Origin of the sequence: Salinispora pacifica CNR114, from assembly GCF_000514775.1 — a bacterium.
GTDB lineage: Bacteria > Actinomycetota > Actinomycetes > Mycobacteriales > Micromonosporaceae > Micromonospora > Micromonospora pacifica.
Map to the genome: position 1 here is coordinate 23,548 of NZ_AZWO01000030.1, position 19,010 is coordinate 42,557.

16 protein-coding genes are annotated in these 19,010 nt (G+C 70.1%); 8 read left to right on the forward strand and 8 right to left on the reverse strand.

The window, feature by feature from the left end:
* Nucleotides 1-2: 2 nt before the first annotated feature.
* The 3 genes from B118_RS0118205 to B118_RS33480 all read right to left on the reverse strand — a co-directional run bounded on the left by B118_RS0118205 (nucleotide 3) and on the right by B118_RS33480 (nucleotide 1,513).
* Nucleotides 3-800: an enoyl-CoA hydratase/isomerase family protein gene (locus tag B118_RS0118205; RefSeq protein ID WP_028193171.1), complete on the reverse strand. Its 798-nt coding sequence runs from the start codon at nucleotides 798-800 to the stop codon at nucleotides 3-5.
* A 111-nt stretch (nucleotides 801-911) separates the two neighbouring features.
* Nucleotides 912-1,382, reverse strand: a complete 471-nt coding sequence (locus tag B118_RS0118210; RefSeq protein ID WP_018221644.1) for an MSMEG_6728 family protein — start codon at nucleotides 1,380-1,382, stop codon at nucleotides 912-914.
* Nucleotides 1,383-1,387: 5 nt separating this feature from the next.
* Nucleotides 1,388-1,513 carry a hypothetical protein gene (locus B118_RS33480; RefSeq protein WP_269744919.1) on the reverse strand — a complete coding sequence of 42 codons (126 nt, stop codon included), beginning with the start codon at nucleotides 1,511-1,513 and terminating at the stop codon, nucleotides 1,388-1,390.
* A 78-nt stretch (nucleotides 1,514-1,591) separates the two neighbouring features.
* Here B118_RS33480 and B118_RS0118215 point away from each other — a divergent pair, with 78 nt between their 5' ends.
* The 4 genes from B118_RS0118215 to B118_RS0118230 all read left to right on the forward strand — a co-directional run bounded on the left by B118_RS0118215 (nucleotide 1,592) and on the right by B118_RS0118230 (nucleotide 5,771).
* Complete coding sequence (locus B118_RS0118215; RefSeq protein WP_018221645.1) at nucleotides 1,592-2,761, forward strand: UDP-N-acetylglucosamine--N-acetylmuramyl-(pentapeptide) pyrophosphoryl-undecaprenol N-acetylglucosamine transferase; 1,170 nt, start codon at nucleotides 1,592-1,594, stop codon at nucleotides 2,759-2,761.
* A 663-nt stretch (nucleotides 2,762-3,424) separates the two neighbouring features.
* Nucleotides 3,425-3,841, forward strand: coding sequence for a group I truncated hemoglobin (locus B118_RS0118220; RefSeq protein WP_238324003.1), 417 nt, complete (start codon nucleotides 3,425-3,427; stop codon nucleotides 3,839-3,841).
* A complete protein-coding gene (locus tag B118_RS0118225; protein ID WP_026185517.1) occupies nucleotides 3,838-5,028 on the forward strand; it encodes a globin domain-containing protein in 1,191 nt (396 codons plus the stop codon). The genes B118_RS0118220 and B118_RS0118225 overlap by 4 nt, the downstream gene beginning before the upstream one ends.
* Nucleotides 5,025-5,771 carry a DivIVA domain-containing protein gene (locus B118_RS0118230; RefSeq protein ID WP_027646227.1) on the forward strand — a complete coding sequence of 249 codons (747 nt, stop codon included), beginning with the start codon at nucleotides 5,025-5,027 and terminating at the stop codon, nucleotides 5,769-5,771. The genes B118_RS0118225 and B118_RS0118230 overlap by 4 nt, the downstream gene beginning before the upstream one ends.
* Nucleotides 5,772-5,861: 90 nt before the next feature.
* Here the strand turns inward: B118_RS0118230 and B118_RS0118235 are convergent, their stop codons facing one another.
* Both B118_RS0118235 and B118_RS0118240 read right to left on the reverse strand, forming a co-directional pair.
* Nucleotides 5,862-7,040: an NAD(P)/FAD-dependent oxidoreductase gene (locus B118_RS0118235; RefSeq protein WP_018828233.1), complete on the reverse strand. Its 1,179-nt coding sequence runs from the start codon at nucleotides 7,038-7,040 to the stop codon at nucleotides 5,862-5,864.
* Nucleotides 7,041-7,121: 81 nt separating this feature from the next.
* Nucleotides 7,122-8,066 carry an RNA polymerase sigma-70 factor gene (locus B118_RS0118240; RefSeq protein ID WP_026270901.1) on the reverse strand — a complete coding sequence of 315 codons (945 nt, stop codon included), beginning with the start codon at nucleotides 8,064-8,066 and terminating at the stop codon, nucleotides 7,122-7,124.
* 180 nt (nucleotides 8,067-8,246) lie between these two features.
* Between B118_RS0118240 and B118_RS0118250 the strand changes: the two genes are divergently transcribed.
* Entirely contained in the window at nucleotides 8,247-8,546 is a 300-nt protein-coding gene (locus tag B118_RS0118250; protein ID WP_018828231.1) for a DUF1905 domain-containing protein, read from the forward strand.
* A 49-nt stretch (nucleotides 8,547-8,595) separates the two neighbouring features.
* A complete protein-coding gene (recD2, locus tag B118_RS0118255; RefSeq protein WP_018221652.1) occupies nucleotides 8,596-10,821 on the forward strand; it encodes an SF1B family DNA helicase RecD2 in 2,226 nt (741 codons plus the stop codon).
* Nucleotides 10,822-10,898: 77 nt separating this feature from the next.
* Here recD2 and B118_RS0118260 read toward each other — a convergent pair whose 3' ends face one another.
* Nucleotides 10,899-12,602, reverse strand: a complete 1,704-nt coding sequence (locus B118_RS0118260) for a bifunctional metallophosphatase/5'-nucleotidase (RefSeq protein WP_026185518.1) — start codon at nucleotides 12,600-12,602, stop codon at nucleotides 10,899-10,901.
* 287 nt (nucleotides 12,603-12,889) lie between these two features.
* Here B118_RS0118260 and B118_RS0118265 point away from each other — a divergent pair, with 287 nt between their 5' ends.
* On the forward strand, nucleotides 12,890-14,311 hold the full coding sequence (locus B118_RS0118265) for a GGDEF domain-containing protein (RefSeq protein WP_018221654.1): 1,422 nt from the start codon (nucleotides 12,890-12,892) through the stop codon (nucleotides 14,309-14,311).
* 4 nt (nucleotides 14,312-14,315) lie between these two features.
* Here B118_RS0118265 and B118_RS0118270 read toward each other — a convergent pair whose 3' ends face one another.
* Together B118_RS0118270 and B118_RS0118275 are read right to left on the reverse strand one after the other, a co-directional pair.
* Nucleotides 14,316-15,377, reverse strand: coding sequence for an aspartate-semialdehyde dehydrogenase (locus B118_RS0118270; protein WP_018812386.1), 1,062 nt, complete (start codon nucleotides 15,375-15,377; stop codon nucleotides 14,316-14,318).
* 3 nt (nucleotides 15,378-15,380) lie between these two features.
* The gene (locus tag B118_RS0118275) at nucleotides 15,381-16,646 is read right to left on the reverse strand and encodes an aspartate kinase (protein ID WP_018221656.1); all 1,266 of its coding nucleotides are present in this window, start codon (nucleotides 16,644-16,646) and stop codon (nucleotides 15,381-15,383) included.
* Nucleotides 16,647-17,106: 460 nt separating this feature from the next.
* Between B118_RS0118275 and leuA the strand changes: the two genes are divergently transcribed.
* On the forward strand, nucleotides 17,107-18,882 hold the full coding sequence (gene leuA / locus B118_RS0118280) for a 2-isopropylmalate synthase (protein ID WP_028193173.1): 1,776 nt from the start codon (nucleotides 17,107-17,109) through the stop codon (nucleotides 18,880-18,882).
* The last annotated feature ends 128 nt before the right edge of the window (nucleotides 18,883-19,010 follow it).

Consider the following 19,010-nt stretch of genomic DNA (forward strand, 5'->3'; position numbering starts at 1 on the left):
CGCTACCCGGTGCCGCCCGTTTCGCCGGGCCCCACCTCGGGCGGGGACCACGGAAAGCGGGCCGGTCGGCGCTCGTTGGCCGCCGCCACGCCCTCCCGGGCCTCCCCGCTGGCCCGCACCTGCCCGTGCCACCAGGCGATCCGGTTGTCGTCCGCCCGCCCGTCGATGATTTCCTTGGCCGCCCTGACGCTGAGCTGAGACCGCGCGGTCACCGCGGCGGTAACCGCACCGACCCGGGCCGAGAGGGCGGCGGCGGGCAGCACCTCGTCCACCAGACCAACCCGGAGCGCCCGCTCGGCGTCGATCAGCTCCGCCGTGAAGAGCAGAGCCTTCGCCGTGGACGGCCCGACCAGTCGGGCCAGCCGGTGGGTGGTGGGCGCCGGATAGACCAGGCCGAGCCGGGCCGGAGGTACGCCGAAGCGCGCGTCGGCGGCGGCGAGCCGCAGATCGCAGGCGACGGCGAGTTGACACCCACCACCGACGCAGGCGCCCCGAATCGCGGCGACTGTCGGCTTGGCGAAGTCGACGAGCCGCTCCTCGGCCGTGACGGCGATACTGGCGTCACCGGCGTCCAGCAGCTCGTCCAGGTCACCGAGGTCCGCGCCGGCGCAGAAGGTGCCGTCGGCTCCGGTGAGCACCAGGGCCCGTACCGCCGGGTCAGCCTCCAGCTGATCGAGCATCCCCGGTAGTCGTCGCCACATCGCCGGGGTCATCGCGTTTCGCCGGGCCGGATTATGGATCACCACGGTCGCCACCGGACCGGCCACCTCGACAAGCAGTTCCGCGTCCGCCACCGCCACTCTCCCTCCGGTCCGTGTCGCCGCGGTGACGATATCGACGCAGCCGCCGCCCCGCCCCATCTCGGTGACGCCGGTCACGGTCTGGCGGCTCTTCCCCGCCGGTGGTTCTCCCTAGCCGGTGGCGCGATCAGAGCGGGGCCAGACGTATTCCAGATCGATCGGGATGTCCCCAAACTGGGGGCGATAGTGCTCGGGGTCCTTGCGCAGCAGCGACGAACGGTGGCTCAGGTGCAGGTCGTCGCGGCCCAACCAGGGCGGTAGCTCACCGGCGTCAGCCAGCTCGGCCTGGGTGCGTACGATACGCCCGCCCCGGGCGGCGGCGAAGTCGGTGACGAGCGTCGCGGCACAGGTGTCGGCTCGGCCCGACTCGCACCAGACCGCGCACACGTCCAACCCGTACCGGGTCAGCGCCTCCTCGTAGCCGGCCCACATCTTCACCGCCGGATGGTGTCGCCAGCCGTAACCCGGACGGGTCAGCCCCCGCAGCACCTGTATCGCCTCCACCCGCTGCTTACCGAGCCGACGTTGGTCCAGCGCGGCCGCGCTGGCCAGGAAGTCGGGGTACGGAAGGAACGTCTGCATCCTGGTTACCTACCCGCCACCGCACCCGACAATCCTCCGGCAGCGGGCAGCACGGCGGCGGCGCGGCGGGCGACGAAGCGACGGGGTTCGCTGACGTTATAGTCGATCCACCACAACGTCAGAACGCCCACCCAGTCCATCCTGGCTCGCCGGCAGGGATGCCAGCACTTCGACGCGCCGAGCCGGACGGACACCGCACAGGGGAACGCATGGCCGTCTACAGTGCTCGACAGCTCCACGGCTTGCGAATCATCGTCACCGGCGGCGGCACCGGGGGGCACACCTATCCGGCACTGACGACCATCCGAACGCTCCGCGCCCGCCTCGCCGAAACCGGCGCCGAGCCCGACATTCTCTGGGTCGGCGTCGAGCAGGGACTGGAGGCGAGGATCGCCCGGCAGGAGGGCCTACCCTTCCGCGCCATCACCACCGGAAAGTTACGGCGGTCCCCCAACCGTCAGGAGCTGTGGCGCAACATCACCGACGCGTTCCGGATTCCGATCGGCGTACTGCAGGCCATGGCGACCGTACTGCGGGTCCGGCCGCACGTGGTCCTCTCCACCGGCGGCTACGTCTCCGTCCCGATCGGTCTGGCCGCCTGGCTGGCCCGGCGCCCCCTGGTCATGCACGAGCAAACCCTCAACCTGGGCCTGGCCAACCGGATTCTCGCCCTGGTCGCCCGCCGGGTGCTGCTAAGCCACACCTCCTCGTTGCCGAACCTGTCGAAGCGAGCGCAGGCCAGAGCGGTGGTCACCGGCAACCCGGTCCGCCCCGACATGCTCACCGGAGACCCGGCTGCCGGCCGTGCCGCCTACGGACTGGAGCCGCACCTGCCACTGGTCTTCGTCACCGGCGGGGCGCAGGGCGCGGTGCAGGTAAACCAGATGATCGCCGAGGTCCTCCCCGATGTCCTGCAACGCTGCCAGGTGCTGCACCAGTGCGGGGAACACAGCCTGGACCGCATGCGACAGGTCGCCGCGCAGTTACCGCCGCACCTACAGGCCCGCTACCGCGTCGTGGACTATATCCATGGGCAACTGCCCGACGTGCTCGCCGCCGCCGACATCGTGGTCGCGCGCAGTGGCGCCGGCACAGTAGCCGAGCTGACCGCGTTGGGCCGACCGGCAATCCTGATCCCACTCGTGCCGACCTCCGGCGATGAGCAGCGGCAGACCGCCCGGCACCTCGCCGCGGCCGGCGCGGCGCGGATGCTCACCGGCGGCGATGCCACCGGCGCCGCGCTCCGCGCCGAACTCTTGACGTTGCTGGACGACGCGCAGCGTCGTCACGCCCTGGCGGAGGCCGCCCGCCGCCACGGCCGGCCAGACGCTGCTGCCGCCGCCGTCACCGAGCTGATCGACGCCGCCCGCCGCGGCTGACGCACCGCGCTTCGCGATCGCCGCGCAGTCGGCGGCCCTGGCCGGTTCCGAGGCCCCAGCCGGCCAGGATTTCGGCGAATCCGGCGCGGCTCACCCCAGGCCGCTCCGCGAACGCGGCATCCCCGATCGCATCCACCCCTGGGTGGTGGATACGAGACCGCCCGCATGGTCGCAGCCCACCCGGCCGCACCGGTCACCGCCTGGCCGCACCGGCCCGGGGACCCCCAGGCGAGGCCGGGCAGCCACCCGTACCACCACCTCCGCAGCGACCAGGCACCAGAAAGACCCTCAGCTCAGAAACCACCGACCAAACATGCAAAAGCCCTGCCCACAGCGGCCGGTATTTCGGCTCCATCCAAGGCCAGCGGCATCGGCTAAACGAAGAGTTTTGTCCGCATTTATGACGTAGACACGTCTGGTCGGCTGCGACTATCGTCGCTGGAGCAGATCGATCAACACAAAGCAAGTGTTGACGACAAACGCAACACCTGCTAAGTGGTGCCGTGGCAGTTCACGGTGGCGCTACTCAAACTGCCAGGCAAGCAAATTCCAAACAACGGGGAACGGCCGCAGTGCGTGCGCAGGACCTGGTGGTGCCGCGCCCCAACACCTCCCTGCCGGCACCCGTCCGGTCCCGCGAAGTCTGAGACTGAAGGCGGATATATGACCACAACAACGCAGCCCGAAAATGCCGAGTCGATGTACGACCGGATTGGCGGCGCGTCAACCGTGACGCGAGTCGTGGACCGGCTCTACACGCTGATCCTGGACGACTCGCTGCTGCGTCCGACCTTCCACGACAAGGACCTGGTCCCACTCAAACGGCACATGACTGCGTTGCTGTCACAGGTCCTCGGCGGCCCCAAGGCCTACACCGGTCAGGATCTTGCCACAGTGCACCAACCACTTGCCATAACGGATGCGCAGTATCGCTCGGTCGCCGACTACCTGCTCGCATGCCTTTACATCGAACATGCTCCCGCCGATGTGCTCGCGGCAATGGTCGAGACCCTTACCACGCTACAAGCCACCATCGTAAGCGCCGATTCCGATCCCGCACCGGTTGGTTCGCCGACGTGACAGTGGAGCCTGACCGGCTACAAGCGTCGTGGGCGCGGGTTGTCGCGCATGGTGATGCGGTGCCGGCCTACTTCTACGCGGCTTTGTTCACGCGTAACCCGCAGCTGCGACAACTCTTCCCGGCGTCCATGGCGGGCCAACGGGATCGGCTGGTCACCGCGCTTGGACGCATTGTCGCCGGTGTTGGTCAGCCAGACGTGATGTTGCCTTTCGCACGCGGGCTCGGCCGCGACCACCGACGCTTCGACGTTCGTCCCGAGCACTACCCGCCCGTTGGGGAGGCGCTACTGGCCACCCTCAGCCAGTTCCTCGGCCCGGACTGGGACGCCGACCTGGCCGCCGGGTGGACTGAGGCGTACGGCCTCGTCGCGCAGGTCATGTGTGATGCCGCGGCGGAGGCCACCCGCAACGAGCCCCCGTACTGGAAAGCGCTGGTTGTCGAACACGAACGCCGGGGCCTGGATGTGGCGGTGGTCCGACTGCAGGTGGACCAGCCCGTGCCCTACTGGTACCTGCCGGGTCAGTCCTGCGCGATCGAGGTGCCGACACGGCTTCGCCTCTGGCGGTACTACTCCCCGGCGAACATTCCGCGCCGCGATGGGTTGGTTGAGCTACACGTGAAGGCCGTACCAGGTGGGGAGGTCTCCACCGCCATCGTGCAGTCGCTGCGCGTCGGCGACGAGACCCGCGTCGGCGCGCCCATCGGGCACAGCCTGACCCTGGACCCGGACTCCGGTCGGGATCTCCTGCTGCTCGCCGGCGGCACCGGCCTGGCTCCGCTGAAGGCACTCACCGAACAACTCGCCGCCGAGGGCGGCCGACGACGAGTCACCCTCGTCGTCGGCGGTCGCACGAGTGGCGACCTCTACGACCTACCCGCCCTGGAATCCATGGCGCAGCAGATGCCCTGGTTGACCGTCGTCCCCACCCTGTCCCACGATGCCCACGCCGCCGGCGTTCACCGTGGCACCGCCGTGGACGTCGCACTACGCATGGGCCGCTGGGACACGCACGACATCTACGTCTGCGGTCCAGCCGAAATGGTCGCCACCAGCCGCGAGCGTCTCGCCGAGGCTGGTATCGCCCCGCAACAGATTCGAAGCGAGGACGGTACCAACGACCCCTACCGCCCCGACTCCGTAGCCACCGTCACGGTGGCCGACCGCGCCGAGGTGTACGCACGATGAACACCGCCAACCACACCCGCGACGAGCCTAAACTCGGGCTGGAACAAGCCCTACCTCGCGGATGGCAACCGCTGTCCCCGGAACACGTCCGGGGACAGCGGTTCCGCGAGACCGCACTCGGTCGCCGTGGCTACCGCCCGGACGAGGTCGAGGCATTCCTCGCCCGAATGGCCGAGGAGGTGCAACGGTGGACCACCATCCACGCCCGCGACCTCGCGGAAATCAACCGGCTGCGCGACTTCTTCCGCAACCAGAACATCGACACCGAACCCGCCCGCCAACGCGCCTTCTCCAGCGAGGCGATCAACATCCTGGCCACCGCCCAGCAACAGGCCGACCAACTCATCGCCGATGCCAAAACCCACGCCCGCAGCATGCAGACCGACGCGCGTAGCCAGGCCGAACGCGTCGTCGTCGAGGCACGCCGCGAGGCGGAAGCAGCCGCTCACGCCTACCGCGTCCGCGCAGGTCAGCAATACTCCGCCGACCGCGAACAGGTCGAACGCCTCGCCGCCATCGCACGAAACATCCTCGCCGCAGTCGCCGGCGCCACCAGCCAACTCGATGGCGCCACCAGCCAACTCGATGGCGCCAGCGCCCAGATCCGGGCCGTGGGCGACGCCTTCAGCGCCGAACTGACCAAGTTGGTCGGTCCCCCAATCGCCGCACCCGAACGCGCCGCCATACCGGACCATCCCACAGCCACCGGCATCCAACCCGCCCGCGGACAGACGCACCGGTAGCCAAAGCGCCACGAACCCCCAACGACCCACCACGCCGTAGGCCGCACCGAGAGCCGGGTGACCGGGCACCGGTGGTCTGTTTCGCACAGCTCAGCGCAATGCGTACGGCCCGCTCAGGCTGGTGCGGTAACGGCGGGTCGGCAGCAGCAACGTGGGGTGGCGGACGCTCCAGGCCGCTCCCTTGCAGACCGTTTCCTTGTACCGGGCTGCCATCCTTCCGGCGAGGAAAGACGACTTGGCGCGGTCATCGGCGGTCACGAACTGGATGAGCCCGTCCCGCCGGCCGAGACTGACGCACTGGTTGAAGTAGCGGAACGCGAGTTTCGGCACCTCCCGGCCGGTCAGGCGCGCAGCGATCGCGTCGGCGGCCTGCCACCCCATCGGAATCCCGGTGGCGCAGGACATCCGGAGCGGCTTACCCCCAGGCCCCTCCGCGAACGCGGCATCCCCGATCGCATACACCTCGGGGTACGAGACCGCCCGCATGGTGGCATCCACCCGAATCTGTCCAGTCTCGGCAAGCTCAAGGGGCGTGGCGGCGGCGATGGGGTGAACGGCGAAGCCCGCCGTCCAGACAGTCACCTGAGCCGGAATGGTTCGGGCGTCGCCGGTGACCGCGCTGGCCGCGTCGACCCCGGCGATGTTCGTGTGCTCGTGCACGGTGATGCCGAGCCGGTCGCAAACACGTCGTAGGTGACGCCGTGCCCCGACGTCCAGCCAGTCACCGAGGCCGCCGCGGGCGGCGATCGCGACGGCGAGGTCCGGCCGCGCCTCGGCGATCTCGGTGGCAGCTTCGAGGCCGGTCAGCCCACCTCCAACGACCAGAATGTTCCCGCCGGCGCCGAGGCGGACCAGGCGGTCGCGCAGCCGCAGCGCGGACTCCCTTCCAGCGATGTTGTAGGCGTGCGCGGCGACACCGGGAACCCCGTGGTCAGTACCGGTGCTACCGAGGGCGTAGACGAGGGTGTCGTAGCTGATCTCGTCCGCGCCCTGCTGGTCCACCAACGTGACGATCTTGTGGTCGAGGTCAACCGCGGTGACTCGCCCCAGGAGTAGCCGCACGTCCGTACCCGCGTAGATGTCACGCAGTCGGCGGTGGGCGAGGCGCTGTCCGGTCGCGAGTTGGTGCAGCCGGACCCGCTCGACGAACTCGGCCTCGGCGTTGACGACAGTGATCTCGACGCTGTCGGGGTGCAGCCGCCGGGCGAGACGTCCGGCGGCGGCGGTTCCGGCGTATCCGGCCCCGAGGACGACGATGCGGTGCTTCATGATCTCACTCCTGTCTCGATGCGTCCGCTTCCTGAACCGGACAGCGACGCGGTTACTGACAGGAGTTCGCCGTGAGCTGGGTCACCAGGCTTCGATGAGCGGTTCGCCGGGCTCGGCCGCGGACCAGCGGTGGGTGGCGCGGACAAGCTTGTCGGGGTTGACCTGGGTATGGATGGCCGCGATGCCCTCCCCGGTCAGGTGCAGGGACATGACGGCGACGACCCGGTCGTCGAGCACGACCACCACCGCGGGCCCGCCGTTGACGACGCCGGCATAGACAGCAGGTCGGCCGCCGATCCGGTCTCGTTTGACTTTGGTGGGAACGAGGAGACCGCGCAGGAACCGCGCCACCGCCAGCGCGCCGGCGACCGGCGTGGTCCGGGCCGGAACCTTGCCACCACCGTCGCCGACGCTCGTCGCGTCCGCGGTCAGGAGCTCGACGAGCCGCCGAACCTCCCCACTGGTGGCGGCCACAAGGAACTCCTCGACGACCTTCCGCGTGCTGGTCGCGTCCACCTCCGCCCGGACCCGGTCGGTGCTGATGTGCTGCTTCGCCCGCCGGTAGATCTGTTGGCAGTTCGACTCGGTGAGGTCGAGGAACTCGGCGATCTCACCGTGCGAGTAACCGAACGCCGCCCGGAGCACGTACACCACCCGCTCGTTGGCCGAGAGCCGCTCCAGCAGGACGAGCACCGCCATCGAGACCGACTCCCGCTGCTCCACGGTGTCGACCGGGCCGAGCATCGGGTCTCCGGGGAGCAACGGCTCGGGCAGCCAGGTGCCCACGTACCTCTCGCGCCGGGCGCGCGCCGAGGTGAGCTGGTTGAGACAGAGGTTGGTGAGCACCTTCGTCAGCCACGCCTCGGGCGTCCGAACCACGGTCCGGTCGGTGGCCTGCCACCGGAGAAACGTCTCCTGGACCGCGTCCTCGGCGTCGCTCGCCGAACCGAGCAGCCGGTAGGCGATCGCCTCCAACCGAGCCCTGGAGTGCTCGAACAGCTCGACCTCGTGCGAACGCAGCGGCATGACCCGACAGTAGCCACACGGCCCCCGAGGCACCACGGCTCGGCTCGGCCCGCCGGTAGCGTCGGTGACCTGCGCCACGGCGCCGGTCTGGTCGCCCGGGATGCCGAGCGACGGTGCCGGTCTGGTCGCCCGGGGTGCCGAGCGACGACCGGTGTCGGACCGCCGTGTCAGGCTGGACCCGTGATCGTCACCTTCGAGGCCGAGCTGTGGGGCTGGAGTGCCCGGCGGGCGGACAGTTGGACCTTCGTCAGCCTCCCCATCGACCTGTCGGAGGAGATCCGGGAGCTGTCCGGACCGCCACGGCGTGGCTTCGGCTCGCTGCGGGTCCGGGTCACGGTCGGTGGCAGCACCTGGGCGACCTCAATTTTTCCGGACAAGCAGCGAAGCTGCTACGTGCTGCCCGTCAAACGAGCTGTCCGCGAGGCGGAAAGCATCGAGGCCGGCGACGTCACCGCCGTGAGCCTGGAACTCCTCGGATAGGAGAACCCGCCCGGACCGGAGCGCCGCGCCGCCACTGGCGTACGGCAGGATGGCCGACGTGACCGCTGCCCCCCGTCCCGCCCTGGCGACGCTCGAGGCGGTGCTGGAGCGGCTCACGTACGTCAACGAGGAGACCGGCTACACCGTGGCCCGGGTCGCCACCGACCGCAGTGGGGATCTGTTGACGGTGGTGGGCGCGCTGCTGGGCGCGCAGCCGGGGGAGAGCCTACGGCTGCACGGGCGCTGGTCCTCGCACCCCAGGTACGGCCGACAGTTCGAGGTCGACACCTACACCACGGTCTTGCCGGCCACGATCCAGGGCATTCAGCGCTACCTCGGCTCGGGCTTGGTGAAGGGCATCGGACCGGTGTTCGCCGAGCGGATCGTCGCCCATTTCGGCCTGGAGACGCTGCGGATCATCGAGGAGGAGCCGGCCCGGCTGGTGGAGGTGCCGGGGCTGGGCCCGAAACGCACGGCGAAGATCACCGCGGCGTGGGAGGAACAGAAGGCGATCAAAGAGGTCATGGTCTTCCTCCAGGGCGTCGGTGTCTCGACCTCGCTGGCGGTACGGATCTACAAGCAGTACGGCGACGCCGCCACCGATGTGGTCACGAAGGAGCCGTACCGGCTGGCGGCCGATGTGTGGGGCATCGGCTTCAAAACCGCCGACACCATCGCCCGGTCGGTCGGTATCCCGCACGACAGCCCGCAACGGGTCATGGCCGGGTTGCAGTACACGCTCTCCGAGGCCACCGACAACGGCCACTGTTACCTCCCCGAACCGGAGCTGGTCGCGGACGCGACGAAGATCCTCGACGTGCCGGCCGACCTCGTCACCCGTTGCCTGGACGACCTGGTCGCCGAGGAGGGCGTGGTCCGTGAGTCACTGCCGGGCGGCGACGCGGAGCCGGTCCGGGCGGTGTACCTGGTGCCGTTCCACCGGGCGGAGCGGTCTCTCGCCACCAGCCTGCTCCGCCTGCTCGGCGATGGGGCTGATCGGTTGCCACACTTCGCGGGCGTCGACTGGGACAAGGCTCTGACCTGGCTGAAGGCGCGTACCGGCAACGACCTCGCCCCGGAGCAGGAGCAGGCGGTCCGGCTCGCGCTGACCTCGAAGGTCGCGGTGCTGACCGGCGGGCCGGGGTGCGGCAAGAGCTTCACTGTCCGTTCGATCGTCGAGCTGGCCGCCGCCAAGAAAGCCAAGGTCACGCTGGTGGCCCCGACCGGGCGGGCCGCCAAGCGCCTCTCCGAGCTGACCGGGCACCCCGCCGCCACGGTGCACCGCCTGTTGCAGCTACGCCCGGGCGGGGATGCCTCCTACGACCGGGACAACCCCCTCGACGTTGACCTGCTGGTCGTGGACGAGGCCTCGATGCTCGACCTCATCCTGGCCAACAAGCTCGTCAAGGCCGTACCACCCGGCGCACACCTGCTGCTGGTCGGCGACGTCGACCAGCTTCCCTCCGTCGGCGCCGGCGAGGTGTTGCGCGATCTGCTCGCCGCTCCCACCATTCCGCGGGTGCGGTTGACCCAGATCTTCCGCCAGGCCGCCCAGTCCGGCGTCGTCACCAACGCGCACCGGATCAACGCCGGCCGCCCGCCCCTGCTCCAGGGCCTGCCGGATTTCTTCCTCTTCGCCTGCGACGACACGGAGGCCACCGCCGACCTTACCGTCGATGTCGCCTGCTCCCGGATCCCCGCCAAGTTCCGCCTGGATCCCCGCCGGGACGTGCAGGTCCTCACCCCCATGCACCGCGGCCCCGCCGGCTCGGGAGCGCTGAACACCCTGCTCCAGCAACGACTCACCCCGCATCGGGAGGAGCAGCCGGAGCGGCGTGCCGGCGGGCGGGTGTTCCGCATCGGCGACAAAGTCACCCAAATTCGTAACAACTACGACAAGGGGCAGGCGGGGGTCTTCAACGGCACCCTCGGCATCGTCACCCAGCTCTCGACCGAGGAGCAGACCCTGACCGTCCGCACCGACGAGGACGAGAGCATCGACTACGACTTCGACGAGCTGGACGAGCTGGCGCACGCCTACGCCATGACCATCCACCGCTCGCAGGGCTCCGAATACCCGGCCGTCGTCATCCCGCTGACCACCAGCGCCTGGATGATGCTGCAACGCAACCTGCTCTACACCGCGGTCACCCGCGCCAAACAGCTCGTTGTTCTGGTCGGCTCCCGCCGGGCCCTCGCCGCCGCGGTCCGTACCGTCGGCGCCGGTCGCCGGCACACCGCCCTCAACCACCGACTCGCCACCACCACGCCCTGATCGGCGGGGAACACCGGGCCGGGACGAGAACAGGCCCCGGGCGTTCCCGGGGCCTGTTCTCGCTGGGAAGCGGGGCGTCAGCGGCCGGCCTCCCCGGTGGTACGGATCCGGTCCAGTGCCGGGGCGGAGACCGGCGAGGTCTCGGTCAGGTACGCGACCAGCGCGTCCAGGTCGATCTGGCCGGTGGCCGGGTTGGTGCCCTCGGTGAGGACGGAGAAGCCGTCGCCCCCGCCGGCCAGGAAGTTGTTCACCGTGACCCGGTAGGTGCCGTCGGTCTCCACCGGCACGTCGGCGAAGGTCAGGCTGCCGCGGACCACACGCGTGCCGGCGCAGGGGTCATCCGCCGGGGCGGTGCCGCCGGCCGGATCGACGACGTACCGGACCGTGGCCGACGGGTAGAGCACCCGCTCGGTGACGAACTGCTGCTCCAGCAGGCAGTAGAGCTGCTCGCCGGTGAGGTCGAGGGTCACCAGGTTGTTGGTGAACGGTTGGGTGGTGAACGCCTCCTCGTAGGTGACCGGGCCGGCGTCGAGGTCGGCCCGGACACCGCCCGGGTTCATGAACGCGGCGACCGCGTTCTGGTCCCCCTCGCTGGCCCAGAGCTGGGCGTCGGCGATCAGGTTCCCGAGCGGGGACTCCCCGCGGACGGTGTCGAAGAGGGTCTCCTGCGTCCGGGTGATCGCCTCGGTGGTCTCGCCGACCTCCCGGCCGGCGACCGGGCCGAGGACGGTCTGGTACCGGTCGATCAGCGCGGTCTGGGCCGGGTCCTCGGCGACGTCCCGGGTGACCACCAGGTTCTCGGCGGTGGCCCGCAGCACGTCCCCGGTCCGCCGATCGATCTTCAGGTCGATGTCGGTGATCAGCCGGCCGTACGAGCTGGCGCTGGTCACCAGCTTGTTGTTGACCTCGCAGTTGTACGCCTGGTGGGTGTGCCCGCTGACGACGACGTCGATGGACCGGTCCATCCGGTTGACGATGTCGACCACCGGGCCGGTGAAGTCGACGCAGTCGTTGATGCCACCGGCGCCGGCCTGGTTTCCGCCCTCGTGCAGCAGCACCACGATGGTCTCCACGCCCTTACGGCGCAGTTCCCGCGCGTACCGGTTGGCGGTCCGCGCCTCGTCGGCGAAGGTCAGGCCGGCGACGCCGTCCGGGCTGACGATGTCCGGCGTGCCCTCGAGGGTCATTCCGATGAAACCGATCTTGACGCCCTGCACCCGGTGGATCGCGTACGGGGGCAGCAGCGGCTCGCCGGTCTCGGTCACGAAGGAGTTCGCGGCGAGGTACTGGAAGTCGGCGCCCCGGTACGGGGTGCCGTCGGCGCAGCCGTCGACCGGGTGGCAGCCGCCGTGCTGAATCCGCAGCAGCTCGTCGGAGCCCTCGTCGAACTCGTGGTTGCCGACGCTCGCGTAGTCGAGCCCGGCCTGCGACAACGCCTCAATGGTCGGCTCGTCGTGGAAGGCCGCCGACAGCAGCGGCGAGGCGCCGATCAGGTCCCCGGCGGCGACCGTGATGGTGTTCTTCTTCTTGCTGGCCTTACGCAGCTCGGCCAGGTGGGTCGCCAGGTACTCGACCCCGCCGGCGGGCTGGCCCTCGATCGTGCCGCTGGAGCCACCGGGCGGCTCCAGATTGCCGTGGAAGTCGTTCAGCGCGAGCAGCGTGACGTCGACCGGCTTCCGGCCGGCGTCCGCCGCTTCAGGGGTGGTCGCGACCGCGCCGAAGGCGGCCACAGCGAGCGCGGTCAGGCCGATTGCGGCCCGACGCATCCCAGGGATGGACATGGAACTCCTCGTGGAACCGGCGCGGAAACATCCGGGCTAGGCACGCCCACCATTTCGCGCCATCGGCAGGATTCAGACACCGGCGGCGACGGGTACGCCACCAGCACCGACACCAGCCTCTCATCGCTCCCGCCACCAGTCGACCGGGCGGTAGACCACAGCTTCAACAACAGTGGGTAGCCCGCTGGCCCGCCGTATCGAGCAGACCGGGGTGTCGCGACCGGCTGGCTACCCTGGTACCCGGCACCGGCAGCGGCCGGTCACCTCCGACCCGGGACAACACGCGAGTGGATCACGATCAAATCATCTGTGCCGGCACGGCCCGCCTGCCGATGGCGTCGACCGTCGCCCAGGCGTGTCAGTGGACCGTCGCCACCCTGGCCCAGTCCACCCCGGCCGCCGTCTCGGTGCTGCTGGAGGTCCATGACCGGCTCCGGTGCATCGCGGCCACCGGGTCGTGGCAGGTCTTCTCGACCGTCCCGCCGGCTACCGGCGTCGTCGGTCAGGTGCACACCACCGGCCGCCCCGCGGTCATCACCGACCTCGGCGCGGACCCGGATCGCCTCCCGGTCCGCCCCGACGCCACCGGTGAGGTCTGCGTACCGGTGCCGGGGCCGGCGGGGCGACCCGTCGGCGTCCTCGACCTGATCTGGAGCCAACCGGCGGACCTGACGGCGTGGCGGGACACCGCCGAACGCCTCGCGGAACAGCTCGGCGCGCGGATCGCCGCGCTCGGCGGACCGCCGGCGGAGACCCGGAGCGAGGAGCTGTTGCGGCACGCCGCCGCGCTGGCCGCCGCCGACACCGAGCGGGAGCTGCGACATGCGGCGTGCACGGCCGCGCGGGACGTCTCGACGCTCTCCACCGCCGTTATGGTGCTCGCCGGGCAGCCGGGGCCCCGGCTGTGCGCGCCGACCACCCGCCCCGACGAGTTGGAGGCCCGGGTCCGGGCCGCGCTCTCCGCGGCCGGCCCGGAGGCGCTGGGGCGGATGGTCGACCTGGCCCACCGCTACGGCGCCGGTTACACCCTCGGTGAGACCGAACCGCCGGCGACCGACGACCACGCTCCGCTGACCCGGGCCGGGGTCCGCACGCTGGTGGCGGTACCGGTCCGCGCAACCGACGACATCGGGCTACTGCTGGTCGCCGACGCGCGGCGGCTCCGCCCCGACCCGACCACCGTCAACCTGCTGGAGCTGCTCGCCAGCCAGACCGGAAGCGCCCTGGACCGGCTCCGGACCGTGGCCCGGCTCCGCGAGCGGGCCAGCTCCGACCCGTTGACCGGGTTGCGGCATACCGGGCCGTTCGGGGAGCGGATCGCGGCGGCCACCCCCGGGCGTACCGCCCTGCTCGCGATCGACGTGGACGGCTTCAAGACCGTCAACGACACGTACGGCCACCAGGCCGGTGACCGGCTGCTGGTGGGGCTGGCGCGGGCGTTGGAGGGCGCGTTGCGCCAGGGCGACGAGCTGTACCGGACCGGTGGCGACGAATTCGCGGCGGTGATCGAGGTGAACCGCCCCGAGGAGGCCCTCCGGGTCGCCGAACGCCTCACCGCGGCGGCGCGCCGGATCGGCCGCACCGTCAGCGTGGGCGTCGCCCTCCCGTACCCGGACGAGCCCGCCGGCCACGCCCTCCACCGCGCCGACCAGGCGCTCTACCGGGTGAAACGGGAGGGCCGCGACGGCGTACGCCTGGCCGCCGCCTGAAACGTCAACGCCGGGTCAGTTCGCCGGCCAGGAGTTCGGCGATCTGCGCCGCGTTCAGGGCGGCGCCCTTGCGGAGGTTGTCCCCGGTCACGAAGAAGTCGAGCGCGCGGGGGTCGTCCAGGGCACGGCGGAGGCGACCGACCCAGGACGGGTCGGTGCCGACGGCGTCGATCGGCATGGGGAACTCACCGGCCGCCGGTTCGTCGACCAGAATCACGCCGGGTGCGTTGCGCAGCACCTCACCGGCCCCCTCGGCGTCCACCTCGGTGCCGAAGACGGCGTGCACCGCCACCGAGTGCCCGGTGACCACGGGTACCCGGACGCAGGTGGCGGTGACCTTCAGATCGGGCAGGTCGAGGATTTTGCGCGAATCGTTACGCAGGGTCACCTCTTCGGAGGACCATCCGCCGTCGCTGAGCACCCCGGCCCAGGGCACCACGTTCAGTGCGAGGGGTGCAGGGAAGGGGCCAAGGTCGTCCCCGACCGCCTGCCGGACATCTCCGGGACGGGAGCCGAGCTCCCGGTCTCCAACGATCTTGACGAGCTGGCGGTGCAGAGTGTCCACCCCGGCCTGCCCGACATCGGATGCCGCCTGGTAGGACGAGAGCACCAGCTCCCGCAGGCCGTACTCGCGGTGCAGTGGCGCCACCGCGACGATCATGGCGGTGGTCGTGCAGGTCGCGTTGGCGACGATGCCCCTCGGCCGGTTCCGGACCTGCTCCGGGTTGATCTCGGGGACCACCAACGGAACATCGTGTTCGGTACGAAACACGGCGGTGTTGTCCACCACGACGGCGCCCCGGTCGACCGCGGTCGGCGCCCACTGGGCCGAGACCGCGTCCGGAACGTCGAATATCGCCACGTCAACGCCGTCGAAGACCTCCGGGGTGAGCGCCTGAACGGTCAGCTCCTCGCCCCGGCAACACACCGGCTGCCCGACCGACCGGGGAGAGGCGACGAGTCGGATCTCGCCCCAGACGTTCCGCCGGCCGGTGAGCAACTCACACAGGATGGTGCCAACCGCGCCCGTCGCCCCGACCACAGCCAGGGTGGGCTGCGACGCCATGGGCTACCGCCCCGTCCCTGCGTACACAACCGCCTCGGTGTCACCACCGAGCTCGAAGGCGTCGTGGATGGCGCGCACGGCGTTGTCCAGGTCGGTGTCGCGGCACACCACCGAGACCCGGATCTCCGACGTGGAGATCATCTCGATGTTCACGCCGGCCTGGCCGAGGGCGGCGAAGAAGCCGGCCGCCACGCCCGGGTGGGAACGCATTCCGGCACCGATCAGCGAGACCTTGCCGACGTGGTCGTCGTAGAGCAGCCCCTTGAACTTGACGCTGTCCTGGATCTTGCTGAGCGCGGCCATGGCGGTGGGGCCGTCGGTCTTGGGCAGGGTGAACGAGATGTCCGTCCGGCCGGTGCCCTCGGTGGAGACGTTCTGCACGATCATGTCTATGTTGATCTCCGCACCGGCGACGGTGTCGAAGATCCGCGCGGCCGCACCCGGCTCGTCGGGCACCCCGACGATCGTGATCTTGGCTTCGCTGCGGTCGTGGGCGACTCCGGTGATCAACGCCTGTTCCACGGGAAGGTCCTCCATCGATCCGGTGACCATCGTGCCGGTGCTGGTCGAGTATGACGAACGGACGTGGACCGGCAACCCCGCCCGGCGGGCGTACTCCACGGCGCGCAGCGCCAGAATCTTGGCGCCGCAGGCGGCGAGCTCCAGCATCTCCTCGTAGGTGATCTGTCGGATGTGCCGGGCGTCCGGCACGATCCGCGGATCGGCGCTGAAGACGCCGTCAACGTCGCTGTAAATCTCGCACACATCGGCGTTGAGCGCGGCGGCGAGAGCCACGGCGGTGGTATCCGAGCCACCCCGCCCCAGAGTGGTGACGTCCTTGGTGTCCTGCGACACGCCCTGGAAGCCGGCGACGATGACCACCGCGCCCTCGTCCAGGGCACCCTTGAGCCGCCCCGGCGTGACGTCGATGATCCGGGCCCGACCGTGCACCGAGGTGGTGATGACCCCGGCCTGCGAGCCGGTGAACGACCGCGCCTCGTACCCCAGGTTGTGGATCGCCATCGCGAGCAGCGCCATCGAGATGCGCTCCCCGGCGGTGAGCAGCATGTCCAGCTCCCGACCGGGCGGCAGCGGACTGACTTGGTTGGCGAGATCGGTCAACTCGTCGGTGGTGTCGCCCATGGCGGAGACCACCACCACCACGTCGTCGCCGGCCTTACGGGCGGCGACGATCCGCTCGGCCACCCGCTTGATCCGCTCGGCGTTGTCGACGGAGGATCCGCCGTACTTCTGCACCACGAGTGCCACGACGGCGCACTCCCCTCCCAAGTGACCCTGAGCGTGCCGACGCCGCCGACGGAGCCGGCGGCGTCATGTCAAGACGCCCTCAGGGTATCCGGCGGACCACCCGGCCGCGTCGGGTGATCCCAGCATCCGGCCCCGAGCGCCGGGACGCTCCGGACAGCGGACCGTTACGGGTACCTTTTCCCACATTTAACCGCCGCCAACCGCACCGTCGTACCAGCGAGCTCGACCTTCCCGCTGACCTGTTGCTGGCCACCCGACTGCGACTCCCGTCTCACAGTCCGGGCGATCCTTCCCAGATCCACTTCCCGCCACGTAGGGTGACGCTGTCATGTGGCAGCCGTTGCTTCTCCTTGGTCGCCGCGGCGAGGCCTGACGGCCGGCACCTCGCCGCGGGGTCGAACCGCGCCGCCCGCTCCGACCCATTCTTCGGCGCCTCGCCGACCTCGACTGCTGATGTCACATGACCACGGAGGCACTCCGCATGGCCCACCCTGCTGCCACCCCCGACGCTGCGACCGACCCCATCGCCCGGCAACGCCCCAGCCGGATGCCGTACCACCGCTACCAGCCCTACCAGCGTCAGTTCCGCACCGACCTCCCCGACCGCAGCTGGCCCACCCGGCAGATCGAGGCCGCGCCGCGCTGGTGCGCGGTCGACCTGCGAGACGGCAACCAGGCCCTGATCGACCCGATGTCCCCCGAGCGCAAGCGCCGGATGTTCCAGCTCCTGGTGCAGCTCGGCTACAAGGAGATCGAGGTCGGCTTCCCCTCGGCCAGCCAGTCCGACTACGACTTCGTCCGACAGCTCATCGAGCAGGACCTGATCCCCGACGATGTCACCATCCAGGTGTTGACGCAGTGCCGGGAACACCTGATCGACCGCACCTTCACCGCGCTGCGGGGCGCGAAGCGGGCAATCGTGCACTTCTACAACTCGACCTCAACGCTGCAACGCCAGGTCGTCTTCGGGCTGGACCGCGACGGCATCACCGACATCGCGACCACCGGCGCCCGGCTCTGCCAGAAGTACGCGGAGATCCACACCCCGGACACCGACATCCACTACGAGTACTCCCCCGAGTCGTACACCGGCACCGAGCTGGACTACGCCGTGGAGGTCTGCGCGAAGGTGATCGAGGTCCTCGACCCGAACCCCGACCACCGGCTGATCCTCAACCTGCCGGCCACCGTCGAGATGGCGATGCCAAACGTCTACGCCGACTCGATCGAGTGGATGCACCGCCACCTGCCCCGACGGGACAGCCTGGTGCTCAGCCTGCACCCGCACAACGACCGCGGCACCGGAGTGGCCGCCGCCGAACTGGGCCTGCTGGCCGGTGCGGACCGGATCGAGGGCTGCCTCTTCGGCAACGGCGAGCGCACCGGCAACGTGGACCTGGTCACCCTGGGCCTGAACCTCTTCTCCCAGGGCATCGATCCTATGATCGACTTCTCGAACATCGACGAGATCAAACGTGCCGTCGAGTACTGCAACCAGCTACCCGTGCACGAGCGCCACCCGTACGCCGGCGACCTGGTCTACACCGCCTTCTCCGGTTCCCACCAGGACGCGATCAACAAGGGGTTCGACGCCCTCGCGGCCTCCGCCGACACCGCCGGCATCCCGGTCGAGCAGCACCCGTGGGCGGTGCCGTACCTGCCGATCGACCCGAAGGACCTGGGTCGCACCTACGAGGCCGTCATCCGGGTCAACTCGCAGTCCGGCAAGGGCGGCGTGGCGTACATCATGAAGACCGAGCACCAACTCGACCTGCCCCGCCGGCTCCAGATCGAGTTCTCCGGCGTGGTCCAGCAGGTCACCGACGACAACGGCGGCGAGGTCGACCCGCAGACCATGTGGGAGATCTTCGCCGGGCAGTACCTGCTCGACCACCAGGTGAACCCCACGGTCACCCTGACCACCTACACGCTCGGCACGGTGGACGGCAAGGTCGAGTTCGAGGCGCGGGTCGGGCACGGCGGCGGGCAACGCGCCGTCAGCGCCATCGGCAACGGACCGGTGGACGCGTATGTCAACGCGCTGCAGTCCCTCGACGTCAACGTACGCGTCCTCGACTACCACGAACACGCCCTCTCCGCCGGCGGCGACGCCCAGGCGGCCGCGTACGTGGAGTGCGCGGTGGACGGCCGTACGGTCTGGGGCGTCGGCGTGGACGCCAACATCGTCACCGCCACCATCAGGGCGGTGACCAGCGCCGTCAACCGCGCCCACTGAGGCACCCAAGGCCCGGCCCGGGTTGGCCTCCACCGAGGTTCACCCGGGACCCAGTCCGGGTTGGCCTCCACCGAGGTTCACCCGGGACTCAGTCCGGTTGGCCTCCACCCGAGGTCAACCCGGGGCCC

Bases quoted from the DNA above. Each gene is read 5' to 3' on its own strand.
- B118_RS0118230 (WP_027646227.1), top strand. From the start codon at position 5,025: ATGAACACCGCCAACCACACCCGCGACGAGCCTAAACTCGGGCTGGAA.
- B118_RS0118215 (WP_018221645.1), top strand. From the start codon at position 1,592: ATGGCCGTCTACAGTGCTCGACAGCTCCACGGCTTGCGAATCATCGTC.
- B118_RS0118235 (WP_018828233.1), bottom strand. From the start codon at position 7,040: ATGAAGCACCGCATCGTCGTCCTCGGGGCCGGATACGCCGGAACCGCC.
- recD2 (WP_018221652.1), top strand. From the start codon at position 8,596: ATGGCCGACGTGACCGCTGCCCCCCGTCCCGCCCTGGCGACGCTCGAG.
- B118_RS0118220 (WP_238324003.1), top strand. From the start codon at position 3,425: ATGACCACAACAACGCAGCCCGAAAATGCCGAGTCGATGTACGACCGG.
- B118_RS0118240 (WP_026270901.1), bottom strand. From the start codon at position 8,066: ATGCCGCTGCGTTCGCACGAGGTCGAGCTGTTCGAGCACTCCAGGGCT.
- leuA (WP_028193173.1), top strand. From the start codon at position 17,107: ATGACCACGGAGGCACTCCGCATGGCCCACCCTGCTGCCACCCCCGAC.
- B118_RS0118210 (WP_018221644.1), bottom strand. From the start codon at position 1,382: ATGCAGACGTTCCTTCCGTACCCCGACTTCCTGGCCAGCGCGGCCGCG.
- B118_RS0118270 (WP_018812386.1), bottom strand. From the start codon at position 15,377: ATGGCGTCGCAGCCCACCCTGGCTGTGGTCGGGGCGACGGGCGCGGTT.
- B118_RS0118260 (WP_026185518.1), bottom strand. From the start codon at position 12,602: ATGTCCATCCCTGGGATGCGTCGGGCCGCAATCGGCCTGACCGCGCTC.